The sequence below is a fragment of the Streptomyces sp. NPDC042346 genome, from assembly GCF_055581845.1.
On sequence record NZ_JBVJEH010000005.1, the window covers coordinates 374,060 to 392,459 of the forward strand.

At 72.8% G+C, this 18,400-nt stretch carries 14 protein-coding genes and 1 pseudogene; 8 read left to right on the forward strand and 7 right to left on the reverse strand.

The window, feature by feature from the left end; genetic code table 11:
• Positions 1–17: 17 nt before the first annotated feature.
• The 4 genes from ACZ6K0_RS23165 to ACZ6K0_RS23180 all read right to left on the reverse strand — a co-directional run bounded on the left by ACZ6K0_RS23165 (position 18) and on the right by ACZ6K0_RS23180 (position 2,745).
• On the reverse strand, positions 18–656 hold the full coding sequence (locus tag ACZ6K0_RS23165) for a CBS domain-containing protein (RefSeq protein ID WP_469230060.1): 639 nt from the start codon (positions 654–656) through the stop codon (positions 18–20).
• Positions 657–685: 29 nt separating this feature from the next.
• The gene (locus ACZ6K0_RS23170) at positions 686–1,144 is read right to left on the reverse strand and encodes a Crp/Fnr family transcriptional regulator (RefSeq protein WP_376404453.1); all 459 of its coding nucleotides are present in this window, start codon (positions 1,142–1,144) and stop codon (positions 686–688) included.
• Between the two features lie 405 nt (positions 1,145–1,549).
• Positions 1,550–2,095, reverse strand: a complete 546-nt coding sequence (locus tag ACZ6K0_RS23175) for a flavodoxin domain-containing protein (protein ID WP_469230063.1) — start codon at positions 2,093–2,095, stop codon at positions 1,550–1,552.
• Positions 2,096–2,109: 14 nt separating this feature from the next.
• The gene (locus tag ACZ6K0_RS23180) at positions 2,110–2,745 is read right to left on the reverse strand and encodes a hypothetical protein (RefSeq protein WP_469230065.1); all 636 of its coding nucleotides are present in this window, start codon (positions 2,743–2,745) and stop codon (positions 2,110–2,112) included.
• Between the two features lie 413 nt (positions 2,746–3,158).
• On the opposite strand from ACZ6K0_RS23180, the pseudogene ACZ6K0_RS23185 reads away from it, so the two are divergent.
• The 3 genes and pseudogenes from ACZ6K0_RS23185 to ACZ6K0_RS23195 form a co-directional block, all read left to right on the forward strand.
• Positions 3,159–3,329 (forward strand): annotated as a pseudogene (locus ACZ6K0_RS23185) (MerR family DNA-binding protein); the annotation flags it as partial.
• A gap of 223 nt (positions 3,330–3,552) precedes the next feature.
• Positions 3,553–5,463 (forward strand): alkyl/aryl-sulfatase, encoded by a 1,911-nt coding sequence (locus tag ACZ6K0_RS23190; protein ID WP_469230067.1) that lies wholly within the window; start codon positions 3,553–3,555, stop codon positions 5,461–5,463.
• Positions 5,464–5,630: 167 nt separating this feature from the next.
• Positions 5,631–7,238, forward strand: coding sequence for an amino acid permease (locus ACZ6K0_RS23195; RefSeq protein WP_469230069.1), 1,608 nt, complete (start codon positions 5,631–5,633; stop codon positions 7,236–7,238).
• Here ACZ6K0_RS23195 and ACZ6K0_RS23200 read toward each other — a convergent pair.
• Complete coding sequence (locus ACZ6K0_RS23200; RefSeq protein WP_469230071.1) at positions 7,221–7,943, reverse strand: TetR/AcrR family transcriptional regulator; 723 nt, start codon at positions 7,941–7,943, stop codon at positions 7,221–7,223. The genes ACZ6K0_RS23195 and ACZ6K0_RS23200 overlap by 18 nt on opposite strands.
• Positions 7,944–8,099: 156 nt before the next feature.
• Here ACZ6K0_RS23200 and ACZ6K0_RS23205 point away from each other — a divergent pair, with 156 nt between their 5' ends.
• From ACZ6K0_RS23205 to atzF, 4 genes are read left to right on the forward strand one after another with little or no spacing between them, the layout of a single operon-like run.
• The gene (locus tag ACZ6K0_RS23205; RefSeq protein ID WP_469230073.1) at positions 8,100–8,990 is read left to right on the forward strand and encodes an urea amidolyase associated protein UAAP1; all 891 of its coding nucleotides are present in this window, start codon (positions 8,100–8,102) and stop codon (positions 8,988–8,990) included.
• Positions 8,987–9,652, forward strand: a complete 666-nt coding sequence (locus tag ACZ6K0_RS23210) for an urea amidolyase associated protein UAAP2 (protein WP_469230075.1) — start codon at positions 8,987–8,989, stop codon at positions 9,650–9,652. Before ACZ6K0_RS23205 ends, ACZ6K0_RS23210 begins: the two co-directional genes overlap by 4 nt.
• A gap of 5 nt (positions 9,653–9,657) precedes the next feature.
• Positions 9,658–13,245 carry an urea carboxylase gene (gene uca / locus ACZ6K0_RS23215; protein ID WP_469230077.1) on the forward strand — a complete coding sequence of 1,196 codons (3,588 nt, stop codon included), beginning with the start codon at positions 9,658–9,660 and terminating at the stop codon, positions 13,243–13,245.
• Entirely contained in the window at positions 13,242–14,933 is a 1,692-nt protein-coding gene (gene atzF / locus ACZ6K0_RS23220; RefSeq protein ID WP_469230079.1) for an allophanate hydrolase, read from the forward strand. Before uca ends, atzF begins: the two co-directional genes overlap by 4 nt.
• Here the strand turns inward: atzF and ACZ6K0_RS23225 are convergent.
• Positions 14,900–16,690 (reverse strand): potassium channel family protein, encoded by a 1,791-nt coding sequence (locus tag ACZ6K0_RS23225; RefSeq protein ID WP_469230622.1) that lies wholly within the window; start codon positions 16,688–16,690, stop codon positions 14,900–14,902. The two genes, atzF and ACZ6K0_RS23225, sit on opposite strands and share 34 nt — an antisense overlap.
• A gap of 262 nt (positions 16,691–16,952) precedes the next feature.
• Between ACZ6K0_RS23225 and ACZ6K0_RS23230 the strand changes: the two genes are divergently transcribed.
• Positions 16,953–17,345 (forward strand): nuclear transport factor 2 family protein, encoded by a 393-nt coding sequence (locus ACZ6K0_RS23230; RefSeq protein ID WP_469230081.1) that lies wholly within the window; start codon positions 16,953–16,955, stop codon positions 17,343–17,345.
• 19 nt (positions 17,346–17,364) lie between these two features.
• On the opposite strand, the gene ACZ6K0_RS23235 is transcribed toward ACZ6K0_RS23230, so the two are convergent.
• The gene (locus tag ACZ6K0_RS23235) at positions 17,365–18,390 is read right to left on the reverse strand and encodes a GlxA family transcriptional regulator (RefSeq protein ID WP_469230083.1); all 1,026 of its coding nucleotides are present in this window, start codon (positions 18,388–18,390) and stop codon (positions 17,365–17,367) included.
• Positions 18,391–18,400 lie beyond the last annotated feature (10 nt).

Consider the following 18,400-nt stretch of genomic DNA (forward strand, 5'->3'; position numbering starts at 1 on the left):
CCCACAAGGATTGTCCGTCATGCGGCGTCTTCGTGGGCACCGAGATCCATCCGGACGTCGACGACGCCCTCCACCGCCCGCACGGCGCGGGCGAGCAGCGGAACCAGCGACCGTTCGACGAGCGCACCGTGAAGGGTGGCCACACCCTCCAGTACGGACACGTCAAGCCCTGCCGGGGCGGCCGACTCGCCGAGGACGGAACGGCGGATCTCCTCCTCGATCTCGCCGTCCGTACGGAGGAACACCTTGAGCAGGTCGCTCCGGCTGACGACCCCCTCCAGCATCCCGATGCCGTTCACCACCGGCAGCCGCTTCACCTTCCGGGTGGCCATGATGCGTGCCGCCTCGGCGAGCGTGGCGTCCGGGTGGACGGTGACGGCCGGACTCGACATGAGCTCCCCGGCCCGCAGGGCTCCGGCCTTGGCCGCCTCGTCGAATTCGCCCGGGCGGGGCTCGTCGAGCCGGAACTCCTCCTTCGGCAGGAGATCCGCCTCCGACACGACTCCGACGACTCGTCCCTCTCCCTCAAGGACGGGGACGGCGCTCACCTTCCACTGGTCCAAGAGCGCGACGATTTCCTTGTAGGGCGCGTCACCGCCGATCGCAATGGCGGTGTGGGTCATGACGTCGCTGACGGTGTAGTGCGAGGCAGGCATGACGTTCTCCGGGAGGTGGACGAGAGGGTCTACAGGCCACTGCCGTGCGGGGCGTACAGATCGAGCAGTCGTACTCGGGCGGCGACGAGACGACGAGCGAGCGTCTGCCCGACGAAATGCCCGAGGGCGGAGCCGAGGGCAGGATCGGCGTCCATCATCATGCGCACGGTCAGTGCATCGAACTCGTACGCCCGCACACGCGTCATGGCCTCCGCGCCGAAGTGCCGGCGATACGGGGCGAACAGCCAAGACCATCCGAGCAGCTCACCCGCATTCACGGTGTCGATCACTGCCGGCTGGGTGCCAGGCACAGCGAAGTCCAAGGTGACCGTGCCCGTCCGAAGGATCCAGAAGCGCTGGGCGGGATCGCCCTCCTCGAACAGCCGGGTGCCTTCAGGGAGGTCCACCGGGCGGCCACATGCCATCAGCCGGGCATGTTGGTCGGCGGACAGAGCTGTCGTGAGCCGAGGGAAAGGGAGAGAGCTCATCGGGGACCTCCTCGTCGGTGTCCGCATCCAGTCTCTGCTTCACATCAGGCGGAGAGGGAGGGCCGGATGGCCCCCTCTTCGTACCCCTCGGTCGCCTCTCCCTCTATCGACCGGCCGTTCACATCACGGTTCGACCTCCTACGAGAGTGAGGGATGAGGGGAGCGGACGCTTCCGGACAACTGCGCTGAGCGGTGGGGTGGCCCTGGTCCTGGAGGGCGTATGAGCGTCGTCCGCTGGTCCGCCGTCATGGAAGGCCGCCGGAAGACCAAGGGGCTGGAGCCGTACGGGCGTAAGGGCTCCTTGCCTTGCGCCGGCCCGCCAGGGGACGGAGGACACCGGCATGGACCGAGGGCGTCCGGTCGATGTGTGATCACGAAGATCGGTGGCGACCTTGTGGGGGCCGGTCAGGCGACCTGGAGGGCTGCTCCCCACGCCCTCGCGCGATCCCTTTCGCCCTCGCGCAGCGGCCCTTCGGTGTCCTCGATGACGAACCCTTCAGGTTCCGCGACGAGTTCATAGCCATGGCCGCGCAGCCGGCGCGCGATGCCGCCGGCGGCGGCGCCGGCCAGACGTATGTCCGCCCGGGTGTCGAAGGCCGCGGCAGCATGGGTACCGGTATGGGCCTTCGGGAGTGTGTCGTGGAACCAGTCGCGGACGCCAGGGCCTACGGCGCCCTCCTGGGGGACGAAGGTACGCTCCTCCTTCGCGGCCTCCTTCTCCTCGGACTTCAGCCCCATCTTCCGGCTCATCCCGGTGGTCATGCCCCTCATATGGGTCGGCCCGCCGACGACCAGGAGGTCGGTGGGACCGATGCGTTCGGGCAGCGCGTCGGCGACCGCCACGCACTCGACCTCGGCGTCCGGGTGCGCCTCCTTCACTCCCTCTCCGATCGCGTCAGCGATCTCGCGCGTGTTCCCGAACAGGCTCTCGTACACGATCACGGCACGCATCACGCCTCATCTCCTCAGGTGCTTCGTTCTCCGGCCTCAGCGGCCTTCTCGATCGACCGCAGCGCCCCGCGCAGCACGATGCCGACGCCCGGGGAGACCAGCGTCCAGTAGCGGCCGAACCGTGTGGTGGAATCCGGGTCGGTGCAGGCGGTGCGCGCCTCGTAGGTCAGGAGGGACTGCCGCGCACCGTAGGGGTGGACGACGAAGGCGGCCGCCATCTTCGCCCAGCCGGGCTCGTCGAAGCCCGCGTAGTCACCGGGTTCGACACGGCGCCACTCGATGGTGGGCTTCCACACCTTGCCGACCGCGCCGAAGACGATCTCGCGGCCCGCGCGCTCACCCAGGGGAACCCAGGGCTGGGCCTCGGGATCCCCCTGATCACCACCCGCGACGGTGTCGAACAGATCGGACACCCGCATCGACGGCGGTGTGACCACGGGCCGACGGCGCATCCGGTCCGGCACTCCACGCGCCCACATGACCGCGTCGAACAGCGGCGAGTGGATGGACAGCATGTCCAGATCACGGGCTGCGCCGTACACGATGTCCGGCGCGGCGGCGATCACCGCGCACTCCAGGCGGGAGAACCGGAAATCAGGCAGAACCGCGTCGAGCAAGAGGGGCTCGGCGACGCTCAGGTCGGCATTCATGAGTACCTCCCGGAATCCGACACCACAAGTCTGATCCACAGGACACGCACCTCGCTGGGGTCGAACGGTCCCCACTTGCATCGCGATCGTCGCCGCCTCCTCCACGGCGGCGACATGGCCGTGCCTGGCCCGGCGAGGTGACGGCGCGCAGCACGCCGGGCCGGTTCGTCTTTCGTGGCGAGCTCCCGGTCGTCGGGGACTTCGGCGGCAGGGGAGTGCCGGATGCAGGTGAGACGTCAGGAACGCGTCAAGGTCTGCGTGCGCGTCGGCCCATTCCTCGCATGTCCAGAGGGAGACGCTGACGGTTCCGCCGGGATGGCTCGGCCCGTACAGGCCGTGCGAGCGGGGAGGCCACGCTGTGCTGATCCGGCTTCGCAGAGCGTGGCGGAGGTCGGCGCGCATTCTACGAGCAGAGCGGTCTGCTTCCCGCACCACCGCGCACCTCCGGCGGCTACCGCGACCAGGCCGCCGCGCGGCTGGTCTTCATCCGCGACGCACAGGGAGCCGGCCTGACCCTGGCGGAGATCCGCTCGATCCTCGCACTCCACCCTGACCTGCGGCCGCACCAAACTCGGGCACATTGATCAACATCCTCACGAGTACCTCCTGGTGAGCCGGCAGGCAAGCATTGTCGACGCGGGACCGCGGGCGCGCACCGGTGCGTCATCAGCCGTTCCGTGGACCGGTACGGCAGGCGGGTGCACCCGAACGGGCGAAGTCGTCTCGCCGATCGGTGGCCCCCGTCCCAGGCTGGAGGCCAGGGCGTGCCGGGAACGGCCGGCCTCGCCCGTGACGGAGAGGATGACCATGGCTGACTCGTCCAAGCCTGCCAGCGCCGCGACCGCGGCCGCCAACCGGGAGGCTCTCGCCCGGTACGCGATGGAGGACCGGCAGGACTTCGCCGACCGGGACCGTGGGTTCCTCGCTCCGCTGCCCGACAAGCTGTACGGCGGCGACGGCCGGGTGATCTTCGACGCGGCGCGGTTCGACTACATAGGCGACGACGTCCCCGCCCCCGACACGGTGAACCCGAGCCTGTGGCGGCAGTCGCAGCTGATCAGGAAGGGCGGCCTCTACAAGGTGGTCGACGGGGTCTTCCAGGTGCGCAACAACGACATCGCGAACCTCACCGTCATCGAGGGCGAGACGGGTCTCGTCGTCGTCGACTGCATGGCCTCCGTCGAGGCCGCCACCCAGGCCATGGGCATGATCCGGGAGCACGTCAGCGACAAGCCGGTCGCCGCCGTCGTCTACACCCACACCCACATCGACCACTACGGCGGTGTCAAGGGCGTGGTGAGCGTCGAGGACGTCGCCTCGGGCAAGGTGCCCATCATCGCGCCGGGCACCGTCGCCTCCTTCGACAAGCACGCCATCGGCGAGAACGTCATCGCGGGCAACGCCATGTCTCGGCGGGCGTCGTACGCCTTCAACAGCCTGCTCGACTTCGGTGAGACCGGTTGCGTCACCTGCGGCATCGGCATCTCCACCGTGCCCGGGGTCACCATCTCGTACATCTCGCCGACCGATCCGGTCGCGAGGACCGGCGAGAAGCGCGAACTGGGCGGCCTGGAATTCGAGTTCCTCTACGCCCCGGACACCGAGGCGCCCGAGGAGATGCACATCTGGGTGCCCCAGCTCGGGGCGCTCACGTGCGCGGAGAACGCCAACCACTCCCTGCACAACATCCAGACGCTGCGCGGCGCGCGGACCCGGGACGCCCGCAACTTCGCCCGCTACCTCGACGAGACCCTGGAACGCTGGGGCGACGACGTGGAGGTCCACTACGGGCCGCACACCTGGCCGGTCTGGGGCAACGAGCCGGTCACCTCGTTCCTGGAGTCGCAGCGCGACACGTACAAGTACATCCACGACCAGGCGCTCCGGCTCGCCAACAAGGGATACACCCCGTTGGAGGCGGCCGAGGTGGTCGAGCTGCCCGAGGAGCTGGGCCGCAAGTGGTTCAACCGCGGCTACCACGGCACCCTCCACCACGACGTCCGCGCCGTGTTCACCAAGGAACTCGGCATGTGGGACGGCGATCCCGTCTCCCTCCACCCCCACCCCCCGGTCGAGTCGGCCCGCCGCCTCACCGAGCTGATCGGTCCCGAGCGGATCCTCGCCGAGGGGCGCCGCGCGTTCGACGCGGGCGACTACCGGTGGGCCGCGCAGATCCTGCACGCGCTGGTGTTCGCCGACCCGGAGAACACCGAGGCGAAGAACCTCCAGGCCGACGCCTACGAACAGATGGGCTACCAGGCCGAAGGGCCCCAGTGGCGGGGCATCTTCCTCACCGCGGCCAAGGAACTCCGCGAGGGCGTCCTGCCGGCGGCGTTCGCCTCGGCCAGCCCGGACTCGATCCTGGCCATGCCGATCGACATCCTCTTCGACTACGCCGCCGTCCACCTCATCGGCGACAAGGCCGCCACCGCCGACTTCCGCGTCGACTTCCGCTTCACGGACGCCGGGGCCGAGGAGACCTGGACGATGTGGGTCCGCCGAGGCGTCCTCAACGCCCGCCGCGGCCCCTCGCCCGACACCCAGCTCACGGTGACCGGCCCCAAGGCGGCCCTCGTCGCCACACTCCTCAAGCCGGCGACCGCCCCGCAGTCGGCCGCGGCGGGAAAGATCACCCTGAACGGGGACGAGACCGTGCTCCAGACCCTCGCCGGGCTGCTCGACGACTTCGACCCCGACTTCGCCCTCGTCACTCCCTGATCCCGCCGCCGGACGCCCAGTTCAAGGGCGCGGTGGGGGAGTCCCGCCAGGAGAGGAGTCACTAACGGCGGAGACACGGTCGCGATACGCGGCGGAAACCGGCCATCCCTAATTTCTGTCGTCCGACAGGTATTCGCAGGAACTCGCCTCCGCGACAGGGGACCGCCATGACCGTCACCACCGATCCCACTCCGCCGGCACCGCCCTCGCCCGGCCCCGCGGGCGAGGGCACGCCGGGTGAGGGCGACGGCTCGCTCGCCGCGTTCGGCTACCCCCAGGAACTGCGGCGGCGGATGGGGCGGTACGCCTCCTTCGCCGCCGGGTTCTCCTTCATCTCCGTACTCACCACGGTCTTCCAGTTCTTCTCCCTCGGCTACTCCTTCGGGGGGCCGCTCTTCTTCTGGACCTGGCCCGCCGTCCTCGCCGGCCAGCTCCTCGTCGCCGCCTGCTTCGCCGAACTCGCCGCCCGGATGCCCATCGCGGGGGCGATCTACCAGTGGGCGAGCCGGCTCGGCACGCCGGCCTTCGGCTGGTACGCGGGCTGGATCATGGTCACCGGTCGGATTGTGGTCGTGGCCGCCGCCGCACTCGCCCTCCAGGTCGTCCTGCCCGCCGTCTGGCCGGGCTTCCAGATCGTCGGCGGGGACCCGTCACCCACGACCACCAGCGGCGCCGCCAACGCCGCCGTCCTCGGCCTCGCCCTGCTCGGGCTCACCACCCTGCTCAACGTCCTGGACAACCGCGCGCTGTCGGCCGTCAACACGGTCGGCGTCACCGCCGAGATCGCCGGGGTCGCCCTGATCGTCACCCTCCTCGCCACCCACGCCGAGCGCGATCCCGGCATCACCCTGCACACCGATGGACAGGGCGGCCTGATCGCGGCGCTTCTGGTGGGCTCGTTCACCGCCGCGTACGTCCTCATCGGCTTCGAGAGCGCGAGCGAGATGAGCGAGGAGACCGTCAACCCCCGGCGTGTCGCCCCCCGGACGACGCTCGGCGCGCTCACCACGTCCGGCGTCTGCGGCGGGCTGCTGCTGCTCGGCGGGCTGCTCGCCGCGCCCAGCCTCACCGACGGGCGGTTGGCGACCGAGGGCCTGAGCTACGTGCTCACCAGCACCCTCGGCGACGACCTCGGCAGGGTCCTGCTCGCCGACGTGGCCCTGGCCATCTGCGCGGCGACCCTGGCGATCCAGACCTCGGCGACCCGCATGCTCTACTCCATGGCGCGCGACGGCGTCCTCCCGCGCTCGGCGCGGCTGGCCCGGGTGCCGGGGCGGACCGGGATGCCCGGCACGGCCGCGGTGGTGGTCGGCGTCGGCGCGGGGCTGCTGCTCCTGCTCAACCTCGCCTCGCCGCAGGCGTTCCTCGCCATCGGCACGACGTGCATCGCGATGGTGTACCTGGCGTACGCGATGGTCACCGGGCCGATGCTGGTCCGGCGGCTGAGGGGCGAGTGGCCCCCGGCCGCCGACGGCGACCGCGACGAGCTCGGCAGGCCGCTGTTCTCCCTCGGCCGCTGGGGACTGCCCGTCAACGTGCTCGCGGTCGGCTACGGCCTCTTCATGACGGTCAACCTCGCCTGGCCGCGCGCCGAGGTGTACGACCCGGAGGGCGGCCACTGGTACTTCCAGTGGTTCACCCTCCTGGTGGTCGGCGCCACCGTCGCGACGGGCGCCGCGTACCGCTGGTACCGCCGCAGCGGGAACGCCGGCCAGGCGTCGAAGGAGCCGAATGCGTCGGAGGCCTCGAACGGGGGCTCACGCCTCCTGGTGTGACGCTTCGCCCGTCGCCGGGTCGGACATCGCCGCGAGGAGCCGCTGCCCCTCGCGGCGCAGCCGTGCCAGCGAGCGCTGCGGCACGCCCGCCACGCGGAGCGCCGCGTCGGCCGTCGCCGTCGCCAGGGCCCGCTCGTCGCGGGCGGGATCGGCACGCCGGATGAGGATCACGCTTTCGGTGAGGCCGAAGAGAAGGTCCGTACGGAGCGTCAGGTCCTCCGCGCCGAGCGCCGCCCCCGCCTCCGTGGCGGCCAGCAACTCCCCGTAACACCGCCGGAGTTCGGAGCGGACCCGGTGGAAGGCCGCGAAGCGGTCCGTCCGCACCTCGGGCAGCAGGTAGAGCGCCCCCAGGTTGTGCGGTCCGCCGCACAGCAGCGCCGCGTCGGAGTGGCACAGGGCCCACAGCCGCGCCTCCGGCGCCGCCTCCGCGTCGGACACGAGCCCGCGCGCCACCTCCAGGGAGGGGCGGACGGTGCCTTCGAGGAGCTCCGCGAGGATCGCTTCCTTGCCGTCGAAGTAGTGGTAGAGCGACGCCTGCCGCAGCCCGGCGCGTTCCGCGATCGTGCGGGTGGACGTCGCGGTGTAGCCACGGGTGGTGAACAGCTCGGCCGCCACGGCCAGCACGTCGTCACGGGGCTCCAGGCCGCTCGCGGGACGCTCCTTGACCCGCGGTCGGCCGACTCTCCTGCTGGTGGGCGTGGTCACCCGGTGATCCTCGCACAGGGCCGGCGCCTCCCTCCGGGCCGAGCCCCCGGGTGAGTTTCCGGTAACCGACGCGCAACGCGCGGGCAATGGCGGCGAAGCGCCCGCTCCCTAATTTCTGTCGAGCGACAGAAATCCGAACCGACCGGAGGTTGAGCGATGGCGACACCGTCAGCGTCGACACCGTCAGCGACAGCGCCGACGCCCTCAGAGCCGGCGTCGACGACAGCGTCGACGCACGGCGCGCGCGACCACGCCCGCGCCCAGGAGGGCACGCGGGTCGACGCCATGCCCGTCCTGCCCGCGAGCAGTTGGCCCGCGCCTCCCGAGGGCGTGGACGCCGGGGACGTCGTGTGGGCCGAGACCGTGGCGGGCGGCAACTACACCCACAAGGTCCTCGCCAGGGGCACCGAGCTGCGGCTGACCGACCTCACGGGCGACGCCTGCGCGCAGCTCCTGCTCTTCGGCGCCGACCGCCCCTGGGAGCGGCTGAACGTGGCCGACACCGTCAAGGTGCTCTGGAACGCGTACCTCGGAGAGGGGCACCTGCTCCTGTCCGACCAGGGGAGGGTCCTCGCCTCCGTCACCCAGGACACCTCCGGCCGGCACGACGCCCTCACCGGCACCTCCACCCTCGCGCGCAACACCGAGCGGTACGGGGACGGGACCCCGCAGTCCGCCTCGCCGGCGGGTCGCGAGCTGTTCAAGCTCGCCGCCCTGAAGAACGGCCTCGCCCCGCGCGACCTCCCGCCGTCCGTCTCCTTCTTCCAGGGCGTACGGATCGACGACGACGGCACCACCCGGTTCACCGGCTCCGCGGGCTCCGGAGCGACCGTCACCCTCCGCGCCGAACAGGACGTCACCGTCCTCCTCGTCAACGTCCCGCACCCCCTGGACCCGCGCCCCGAGTACCGCTGCGGGAACCTCGGCGTCCTCGCGTACCGGGCCGTGCCGACCGCCCCCGGCGACGCCCTGTGGAACGCAGGCCCCGAAGCGCGCCGAGCCTTCCTGAACACCGCCGACCACCTCACCGCCCGGGGGATCGCATGACCACCACCATCAGCCCGCCGGGCCGCGTCGTCTCCGACGACACGGTCCCCGCCCGCGCCGCCTGGTCCGCGGTCGTCCGCAAGGGCCAGTGGCTGACCGTCACCGACCTCCACGGCAACCAGGCCGCGGACTTCCTCCTCTACGACGCGCACGACACCTCCGTGCGCTACAGCGCCCCCGACACGATCCAGGCCCAGGGCGGCCTCTTCCTGACCACCGGCTCGGTGCTCCTGTCCAACGAGCACACCCCGCTGATGACCGTCGTCGAGGACACCTGCGGCCGGCACGACACCATCGGCGGCGCCTGCTCCAAGGAGTCCAACACCCTCCGCTACGGCCACCACACCTGGTCGCAGCACGCCTGCGTGGAGAACTTCCTCGCCGAGGGCGCCCGGCACGGCCTCGGCAAGCGCGACCTGGTCTCCAACATCAACTGGTTCATGAACGTCCCCGTCGAGCAGGACGGCACCCTCGGCATCGTCGACGGCCTCTCGGCCCCCGGGCTGCGCGTCGTGCTCCGCGCCGAGACCGACGTCCTCGCGCTGCTCTCCAACTGCCCGCAGATCAACAACCCCTGCAACGGCTTCGACCCGACGGCCGTACGGATGACGATCACCGAGCCCGACGGGCCCGACGGGCCCGACGACAGCGACGAGGACTGACCACGATGACGTTCGACACCCTGCTGGTCGCCAACCGCGGCGAGATCGCGGCACGCGTCATCCGCACCGCCCGGCAGCTCGGCCTGCGCACCGTCGCGGTGTACTCCGACGCGGACCGCGGCGCCGAGCACGTCCGGCTGGCCGACGAGGCCGTCCGCCTCGGCCCCGCGCCCGCCAAGGAGTCGTACCTCGACGCCGACCTGGTCCTGAAGGCCGCCAAGGACACCGGCGCCGGAGCCGTCCACCCCGGCTACGGATTCCTGTCCGAGGACGCCGACTTCGCGCGCCGCTGCGCCGACGCCGGCATCGTCTTCGTCGGCCCCACCCCCGAACAACTGGAGCTGTTCGGCGCCAAGCACACCGCGCGCGCCGCCGCCGAGGCGGCAGGGGTGCCGCTCGCGCCCGGCACCGGGCTCCTCCCCGATGTGGCCGCGGCCCTCGCGGCGGCCGAGGACATCGGCTATCCGGTGATGCTCAAGGCGACCGGCGGCGGGGGCGGCATCGGCATGCAGGCCTGCCACGGCGCGGCCGACCTCGCCGGCGCCTGGGAGCGGGTGCAGCGGGTGGCCGCGGCCTCCTTCTCCTCCGCCGGCGTCTTCCTGGAGCGGCTCGTGGAGCGGGCCCGCCACGTCGAGGTGCAGGTCTTCGGCGACGGGCAGGGCAAGGTCGTCACCTTCGGCGACCGGGACTGCTCGCTCCAGCGCCGCAACCAGAAGGTCCTGGAGGAGGCCCCGGCGCCCGGGCTTCCGGACCGGGTCCGCCGCGGACTCGCCGAGGCCGCCCGGGACCTGTGCGCCTCGGTGGACTACCGCTCCGCCGGCACGGTCGAGTTCGTGTACGACGCCGCCCGCGAGGAGGCGTACTTCCTGGAGGTCAACACCCGTCTCCAGGTCGAGCACCCGGTCACCGAGGAGATCCACGGCGTCGACCTGGTCGCGTGGATGCTGCGGCTCGCCCAGGGCGACACGGCCGTCGTCACCGAACCCCCGACGCCCGGGGGCCACGCCGTCGAGGCCCGCATCTACGCGGAGGACCCCACCCGCGACCACCGCCCGAGCGCGGGCCTCCTGACCCGCGTCACGTTCCCTCCGGGCGTCCGCGTGGACACCTGGGTGGAGACCGGCACCGAGGTCACCACCGCGTACGACCCGATGCTCGCGAAGGTCGTCGCGCACGGCGCCGACCGCGCCGAGGCACTCGACCGGCTCGACGCGGCGCTCGCCGCGACCCGTGTCGACGGCATCGAGACGAACCTCGGCCTGGTACGGGCCGCGCTCCGGGATCCCGCCGTGCGCGCCGCCGCCCACTCGACCGCCTCGCTCGCCACGATCGTCGACCCCACCCCGCGCATCGAGGTCGTCGCGCCGGGCACCCTGACGACCGTGCAGGACTGGCCCGGCCGCACCGGCCACTGGCAGGTCGGCGTCCCGCCCGGCGGCCCGATGGACGACCTGTCCTTCCGGCTCGGCAACACCGCGCTCGGCAACGACGAAGGCGCCCCCGGCCTGGAGTGCACCCTCCAGGGTCCCTCCCTCCGGTTCACCCACCCGACCACGGTCTGCGTCACCGGCGCCCCCGCACACGTGACGATCGACGGCACCCCCGTACCGCAATGGGAGCCGGTCACCCTCGACGCCGGACGGACCCTCGCCGTCGGGGCCCCCGACGAGCACGGCCTGCGCACCTACGTGCTGTTCGCGGGCGGCCTCGACGTACCGGAGTTCCTGGGCAGCGCCGCCACCTTCACCCTCGGCCGGTTCGGCGGACACGGCGGCCGCGCCCTGCGCGCCGGTGACGTCCTGCACGGCGGCGAAGCCCGTACGGAGACCTCCGTCGTCCCCCTCGACGACCGTCCGGCCCTCGGCGGCACGTGGTGGATCGGCGCGGTCGAAGGCCCGCACGCCGCCCCCGAGTTCTTCACCGAGGACGACATCCGCGACTTCTACGCCGCGGACTGGAAGGTGCACTTCAACTCGGCGCGCACCGGTGTCCGCCTGGTCGGCCCCAAGCCGCGCTGGGCACGCGCGGACGGCGGCGAGGCGGGCCTCCACCCGTCCAACATCCACGACACGCCGTACTCCGTCGGCGCCGTCGACTACACCGGCGACATGCCCGTCCTCCTCGGCCCCGACGGGCCCTCCCTCGGCGGCTTCGTCTGCCCGGCGACGGTCGTCACCGGACAGCGCTGGAAGCTCGGCCAGCTCCGGCCCGGCGACACGGTCCGCTTCGTCCCGGTCACCACGGCGGCGGCGGGCGAGCTGCGGCGCAGGCCCGCCTCGGCCCCGCGGGCCGACCGCGAGGCCGTCGTCGACGGCGGAGTCCTCGCGCGACGGGAGGAGAGCGCGGGCCGCCCGGCGGTCACGTACCGCCGCAGCGGCGACGACAACCTCCTCGTCGAGTACGGACCCATGCAGCTCGACCTGGCGCTGCGCATGCGCGTCCACGCGCTCGCGGAGGCACTGGCCGCGCGCGCACTGCCCGGCGTCGTCGACCTGACCCCCGGCATCCGCTCGCTCCAGATCGCGACGAACCCCGACGTGCTGTCCCCGCCGGCGCTCCTCGACGTCGTGCTGCGCGTGGAGGAGGAGCTCCCCGCCACCGACGAGCTGGTGGTGCCCAGCCGTACCGTGCACCTCCCGCTGTCCTGGGACGACCCCGCGACCCGGGAGGCCATAGCCCGCTACACGGCCGGCGTGCGCGACGACGCCCCGTGGTGCCCCTCGAACATCGAGTTCATCCGCCGCGTCAACGGCCTCGACACCACGGACGACGTCCACCGCACCGTCTTCGACGCCGAGTACCTGGTCCTGGGCCTCGGCGACGTCTACCTCGGCGCACCCGTCGCCACCCCGCTGGACCCGCGGCACCGGCTGGTCACGACCAAGTACAACCCGGCCCGCACCTGGACCGCGGAGAACTCGGTCGGCATCGGCGGCGCGTACCTGTGCGTCTACGGCATGGAGGGGCCCGGCGGCTACCAGTTCGTCGGCCGCACCACGCAGGTGTGGTCGGGCTGGCAGCAGCGCGGAGCCTTCGCACCCGGCAGGCCCTGCCTGATGCGCTTCTTCGACCGGATCAGGTGGTACCCGGTCGGGGCCGACGAACTCCTGGAACTGCGCGCGGACATCATCTCCGGCCGCTTCGTGCCGAAGACCGAGGAAGGCACCTTCTCGCTCGCCGAGTACCGTGCCTTCCTCGACCGGAACGCCGCGTCCATCGCCGCGTTCCGGGCCCGGCAGAGCGCCGCGTTCGGCGCCGAGCGCGACGCCTGGGAGGCCGCCGGCGAGTTCGCCCGCGCCGAGGCCGCCGCCGTGGTCACGCCGCCCCCCTCCGACATCACGGTGCCGGAGGGCGGCCGACTGGTCGAGGCCGAGTTCACCGCCTGCGTCTGGCAGGTCGACGTCGCGGTCGGAGACCGGGTGTCGGCGGGTCAGCAGCTCGTCGCGCTGGAGGCGATGAAGATGGAGGCGCCGGTAGCGGCACCCGTCGACGGCATCGTCGCGGAGGTCCTGATCACACCGGGCAGCCGGGTCGAGGCGGGCACCGCCCTCGTCGTCCTCGCTCCCGTCGAGACCGCGGAGGCACCAGCATGATCACCGCAGTGGAGCGGGTACGGGCCGCGTACGCCCGCATCGCCCGGGTGGACCGGCCCGAGGTGTGGATCGACCTGCGCCCGCAGGCGGAGGCGGAGGCGGACGCCGCTGCGGTCGACGCGCGGACCGCCGCCGGCGAGCGGCTGCCGCTGGCCGGGACGGTGTTCGCGGTCAAGGGCAACATCGACGTGGCCGGGCTTCCGACCACGGCCGCCTGCCCTTCGTACGCTTACCGGCCGGAGGCCGACGCCCCGGCGGTGGCACGCCTGAAGGCGGTGGGGGCCGTGCTCCTCGGCACCACGAACCTCGACCAGTTCGCGACCGGCCTGGTCGGCACGCGCAGCCCGTACGGCGCGGTCCGCAACGCCGTCGACCCCACGTACGTCTCGGGCGGCTCCTCGTCCGGATCGGCGGTCTCGGTCGCCCTCGGCATCGCGGACCTCGCGCTCGGCACGGACACCGCCGGCTCGGGCCGGGTCCCGGCCGCCTTCAACGGCATCGTCGGGCTCAAGCCGACGATCGGTCTGGTCCCGACCGAGGGCGTCGTCCCGGCCTGCGCGTCGCTCGACTGCGTGACGGTCTTCGCCCGCACGCTCCCGGAGGCCGAGCGGGCGCTGTCCTTCATGGCGGCGCCGCCGGCGCGGGAACTCCCCGCCCTGGAGCAGCGCCGCCCGGGACCGTGGCGGATCGCCGTACCCGACACCGGGCAGCTGGGCGAGCTCGACAAGGGCTGGGCGGAGGCGTTCCGGTCGGCCGTGGCCCGGCTCGCCGACGCGGGCGCCGAGATCCTGCCCGTCGATCTGACGCCGTTCACCGAAGCGGCCACGATGCTGTACGAGGGGGCGTTCGTCGCCGAGCGCTACACCGCGGTGGGCGCGTTCGTCGACGCGGGCTCGGCGGACCTCGACCCCACGGTGGCCGGGATCGTCTCCCGCGCCCGGGACATCCCGGCCCACCGGCTGTACGCGGACCGGGCGAAGCTCGCCTCCCTGCGTGCCGCGGCGCTCGCCTCCCTGGGCGACGCGGACGCGCTGCTCCTGCCGACGACACCGGGCCACCCGACCCTCGCCGAGGTCGCGGCCGACCCGCTGGGTGCGAACGCCCGGCTCGGCCGGTTCACCAACGCGACCAACCTGTTCGACCTGGCGGCGGTCGCCGTCCCGGCCGGCGACGTGAACGGGCTGCCGTTCGGCGTCATGCTGATCGGCCCGGCGTTCACGGACGAGCGGCTCGCGCGCGTCGCCGGACTGCTCACCACGCCGCCGACGCGTCTCGCGGTGGTGGGCGCGCACCTGTCCGGACAGCCGCTCAACGGGCAGCTGCTCGCCCTCGGCGGCCGACTGACACGCACGACCACGACCGCACCCGCCTACCGGCTGTACGCCCTGGACACCGTCCCGCCCAAGCCGGGCCTCGTCCGGGTCCGCGAAGGCGGTGCCGCGATCGAGGCCGAGGTCTGGCGGCTTCCCGCCGAGGGCCTCGGGGCGCTCCTCGCGTCGCTGCCCCGCCCGATGGCCCTGGGCAGCGTGGAACTCGCGGACGGAACCTCCGTACCCGGCTTCCTCTGCGAACCCGAGGCCCTCGACGGCGCCCGCGAGATCACCTCGTACGGCGGCTGGCGCGCCGCCATTCCGTCCGTCGAGGAGCGGGCGCGTCAGCCGGCGTCACCCTCGGACCCCGTCCGCTGACTCCCCAGGAGTTCGGCGAGGCCGCGGCGGGTGGCGGCGATGACGACCCGGTCCTCCGGGCGCAGGACGTAGCCGGGGTGGAGGTCCCACAGGAGCTGGGGCTGTTCGCCTTCGTGGCGGGCCGAGGCGAGGTCGGGTCGTCGGGTGCCCGGGGAGGCGGTGTCGAGCGCGAGGACGCGCCACCCGCCCGGGCGGAACGCCTCGGTCACGGTGCGGCCTTCGAGCTGGGGGAGTCCCGCGACGGCGAGGGCGGCGAACACCAGGACCCGGCGTTCCACGGGGATCGCGCCCAGGATCTGGCGGCCCATCATGGCGCCGGCGAAGGCGGGCGCGGCGAGGTGGGAGACGCTGCGGCTGCGGGTGAGCGCCTCGGGGTGCGCCGCGCGCAGGGTGCGGTACACGGCGGTGGCGAAGTCGTCGTCGTACAGGCGCAGGGCGACGCGCAGGTCGGGCTTGACCGTGCGGGCGTAGAGCGTCGCCTCCAGGTTGGTGGTGTCGGAGCTGGTGAGGGCGAGCAGGGCGTGCGCCCGGTGGACCTTCGCGGCCTCCAGGACGCCGTCCTCGGTGACGTCGCCGAGGACCACGGGGATGCCCAGGCCGCGGGCCAGGGGGATGCCGCGGGCGTCGGGGTCCTCCTCGACGCAGACGACGGGGATGTCGAGTTCCCGCAGCCGGGCCAGGACACGGGTGCCGATCTTGCCGAGTCCCAGCAGGACGACGTGGCCGGACAGGCCGCGGGGCGGACGGCGCAGCGCACCCGCGGCACGGAAGGTGCCGAGCGCCTCCAGCGCTCCGGCGACCAGGAGGGGAAGCAGGGCGAGGCCGACGAGCCCGGACAGGAGCTGGAGGATCTGATGGGTGACCGAGGCGTCGACCGCGGGGTCGTTGATCGAGAACAGGTCGAGCAGCGTGATGTACGCGGCGTGCACGGGGTCGGCGTCGGTGAGCAGGGTGGTGGTGAGCGTCAGGCCGAGCACGGAGGCGGCGATGCCGGCGAGCGCCCACCGCAGCCGGCTGGAGAAGAGTTCGCGAAGCGGGGCGCCACGGCGGGCCGGGCGACGCGAGGACCGGGCGGGTCCGGCGTACCGGAGGGCCTCCAGGACGACGCTCCCGCGCCCGGTCGAGAGCGTCACGGCCCGGTCGTCGGGCAGGAGCAGGGGGCCCTGGGGGCCGCTGGCCTCCGAGCCCTCGGCGCCCGCCGGATCGGTGGTGGTGGACGACAGCAGCGCCAGCGTGCACAGGCCCGGGTCCGGGAGCTCGCCGCGTCCGGGCGGGGTGCGTTCGGCGGCGCGCAGGAGGACGCCGTCGGCCTGTACGACCTTGCTCGTCCCGGCGACGGCGGTGGCGGCGAGCGCGGGGGCCGCCGTGTCCGCGTCGGACAGCACGGTCGTGGAGGCGTCGAGGACGCTGCGATCGATGCCGGGGGAGTGCACGAGGGCGGCCTGGTCGAGCAGCTCCTCCAGATGCTGTCCCAGCTTCCGGTCGTACATGCGGACCACGAGCCGCAGTCCGGGGCTGAGCCGCCGGGCGGCGAGTGCGGCGCGCAGGTTCGTCTCGTCGTCCTCGTACAGCAGGGCGAGCGCGGCGGCCCGGTCCACCCCGGCCCGCGAGAGCGCCGCCTCGGTGGGTGCCGACGCCTCGACGTCCGGTTCCCCGGCCTGGTCGCCGGGAGCGACGAGGACGACCCGCTGGCGGTAGACGTCCCGTAACTCGGCGGCGAGCCGATGCGCGAGCCCGTCGTCGCCACAGACCACCATGTGGCCGCCGGTCCGTCGGTCTCCCGTGTCCTGGTGCGATGGCGCGATCATGATTCCCCCCGGCCCCTCGCCCCGTTCCTGCGTCTCCCCTTGCCAGGGATGGTTCCAGGGAATCGCACGTCTGTGCACTGCCGGACTCCGGCAGTCCCTGCGTGCTTCTGGATGCCGTGCGCGTGACGGAGGCCCGGTGCTGGACAGTCGCTCCCGCCCGGCATAGCCTCCGATTCACTTATTCAATTTATTGAGTACACGAGGAGGGTGCATGCACCCGTTCCGCAAGGCCGTCGAGGACCGTGACCCGGACGCCCTGGAGGCGCTGCTCGCCGAGGACGTCGTCTTCACCAGCCCGGTGGCCTTCGCGCCGTACGCGGGCCGGGCGATGACCGCCGCCATCCTCCGCGGCGTGCTGCGCGTCTTCGAGGACTTCGCGTACGTACGCGAGATCGGGAACCCCGACGGCCGCGACCACGCCCTCGTCTTCACCGCGACCGTCGACGGGAAGCAGATCCACGGCTGCGACTTCCTGCACGTCGACGAGGAGGGGAAGATCGACGACCTGACCGTCATGGTCCGCCCCCTCTCGGCGGCCCGGGCGCTCGCCGACGCCATGGGCGCGCAGTTCGACCGGATCGCCCGCGAGGCCGCCGGCGGCTGAGGGGTACGGGGGCGTCCCCTCAGACCGCTGCCGTCCTCGGCGTGCCGCGGAACGTGCGCCGGTAGGCGAGCGGGGTGACCCCGATCGCGGCGTGCAGGTGCTGCCGCAGCGACGTGCCGGTGGCGAAGCCGACCTGCCCGGCGATGTCGTCCACGGCCAGGTCTGTGGTCTCCAGGAGCTGCCGGGCGCGCGTCACCCGCTGCTGGATCAGCCACCGGCCGGGGCTCATGCCGACCTCCTCGTCGAACCGCCGGGCGAAGGTCCGCAGGCTCATCCGGGCGTGCCCGGCGAGCTCGCTCAGGGCGATCGGCTCGTGCAGCCGCTCCAGCGCCCACTGCCGGGTCGCCGAGGTGTCGTTCGCCGTCGCCTCGGGGACCGGCTGCTCGATGTACTGCGCCTGCCCGCCGTCCCGCCACGGCGGTGCGACGCACATCCGCGCCACCTGGTTGGCGACGGCGGCGCCGTGGTCCTTCCGTACGAGATGGAGGCAGACGTCCATCCCCGAGGCGGCGCCCGCCGAGGTCAGCACCGAGCCGTCGTCGACGAAGAGGACGTCGGGGTCGAGCGCCACCCCCGGGAACCACGAGCGGAAGGTCTCCACGAGCGCCCAGTGGGTCGTGGCGGGCCGCCCGTCGAGCATCCCGGCCGCGGCCAGCACGAACGCGCCCGTGCAGATGGACACCAGCCGGGCCCCCGGGGGTACGGCCGCGAGGGCCTCGGCGACCCCCGGCGGCGCCTCGCGGGTGAGGAGCGACAGGTCGAAGGGCGGCAGCACCACCGTGTCGGCCGTGCGCAGCACCTCCGGGCCGTGCGCGACGGTCACCGAGAAGTCGGCGTTCGTGCGGACCGGCAGGCCGTCCACCGAGCAGGTCACGACCTCGTAGAACTCGGGCGCGGCACCGAACACGCGGTTCGAGATCCCCAGCTCGAAGGGGTACACCCCGTCCAGGGCGAGGACGACGACGCGGTGGCGGCTCCCCGCGGCCGGCGTGGGGGACTCGGCGTTGTCGGCGCCGTTGGCAGAATCCTGTCGAAAGATGGCCATCGTGCCATGG

Bases quoted from the DNA above. Each gene is read 5' to 3' on its own strand.
- ACZ6K0_RS23165 (WP_469230060.1), bottom strand. From the start codon at position 656: ATGCCTGCCTCGCACTACACCGTCAGCGACGTCATGACCCACACCGCC.
- ACZ6K0_RS23170 (WP_376404453.1), bottom strand. From the start codon at position 1,144: ATGAGCTCTCTCCCTTTCCCTCGGCTCACGACAGCTCTGTCCGCCGAC.
- ACZ6K0_RS23175 (WP_469230063.1), bottom strand. From the start codon at position 2,095: ATGCGTGCCGTGATCGTGTACGAGAGCCTGTTCGGGAACACGCGCGAG.
- ACZ6K0_RS23180 (WP_469230065.1), bottom strand. From the start codon at position 2,745: ATGAATGCCGACCTGAGCGTCGCCGAGCCCCTCTTGCTCGACGCGGTT.
- ACZ6K0_RS23190 (WP_469230067.1), top strand. From the start codon at position 3,553: ATGGCTGACTCGTCCAAGCCTGCCAGCGCCGCGACCGCGGCCGCCAAC.
- ACZ6K0_RS23195 (WP_469230069.1), top strand. From the start codon at position 5,631: ATGACCGTCACCACCGATCCCACTCCGCCGGCACCGCCCTCGCCCGGC.
- ACZ6K0_RS23205 (WP_469230073.1), top strand. From the start codon at position 8,100: ATGGCGACACCGTCAGCGTCGACACCGTCAGCGACAGCGCCGACGCCC.
- ACZ6K0_RS23210 (WP_469230075.1), top strand. From the start codon at position 8,987: ATGACCACCACCATCAGCCCGCCGGGCCGCGTCGTCTCCGACGACACG.
- uca (WP_469230077.1), top strand. From the start codon at position 9,658: ATGACGTTCGACACCCTGCTGGTCGCCAACCGCGGCGAGATCGCGGCA.
- atzF (WP_469230079.1), top strand. From the start codon at position 13,242: ATGATCACCGCAGTGGAGCGGGTACGGGCCGCGTACGCCCGCATCGCC.
- ACZ6K0_RS23225 (WP_469230622.1), bottom strand. From the start codon at position 16,690: ATGGTGGTCTGTGGCGACGACGGGCTCGCGCATCGGCTCGCCGCCGAG.
- ACZ6K0_RS23230 (WP_469230081.1), top strand. From the start codon at position 16,953: ATGCACCCGTTCCGCAAGGCCGTCGAGGACCGTGACCCGGACGCCCTG.
- ACZ6K0_RS23235 (WP_469230083.1), bottom strand. From the start codon at position 18,390: ATGGCCATCTTTCGACAGGATTCTGCCAACGGCGCCGACAACGCCGAG.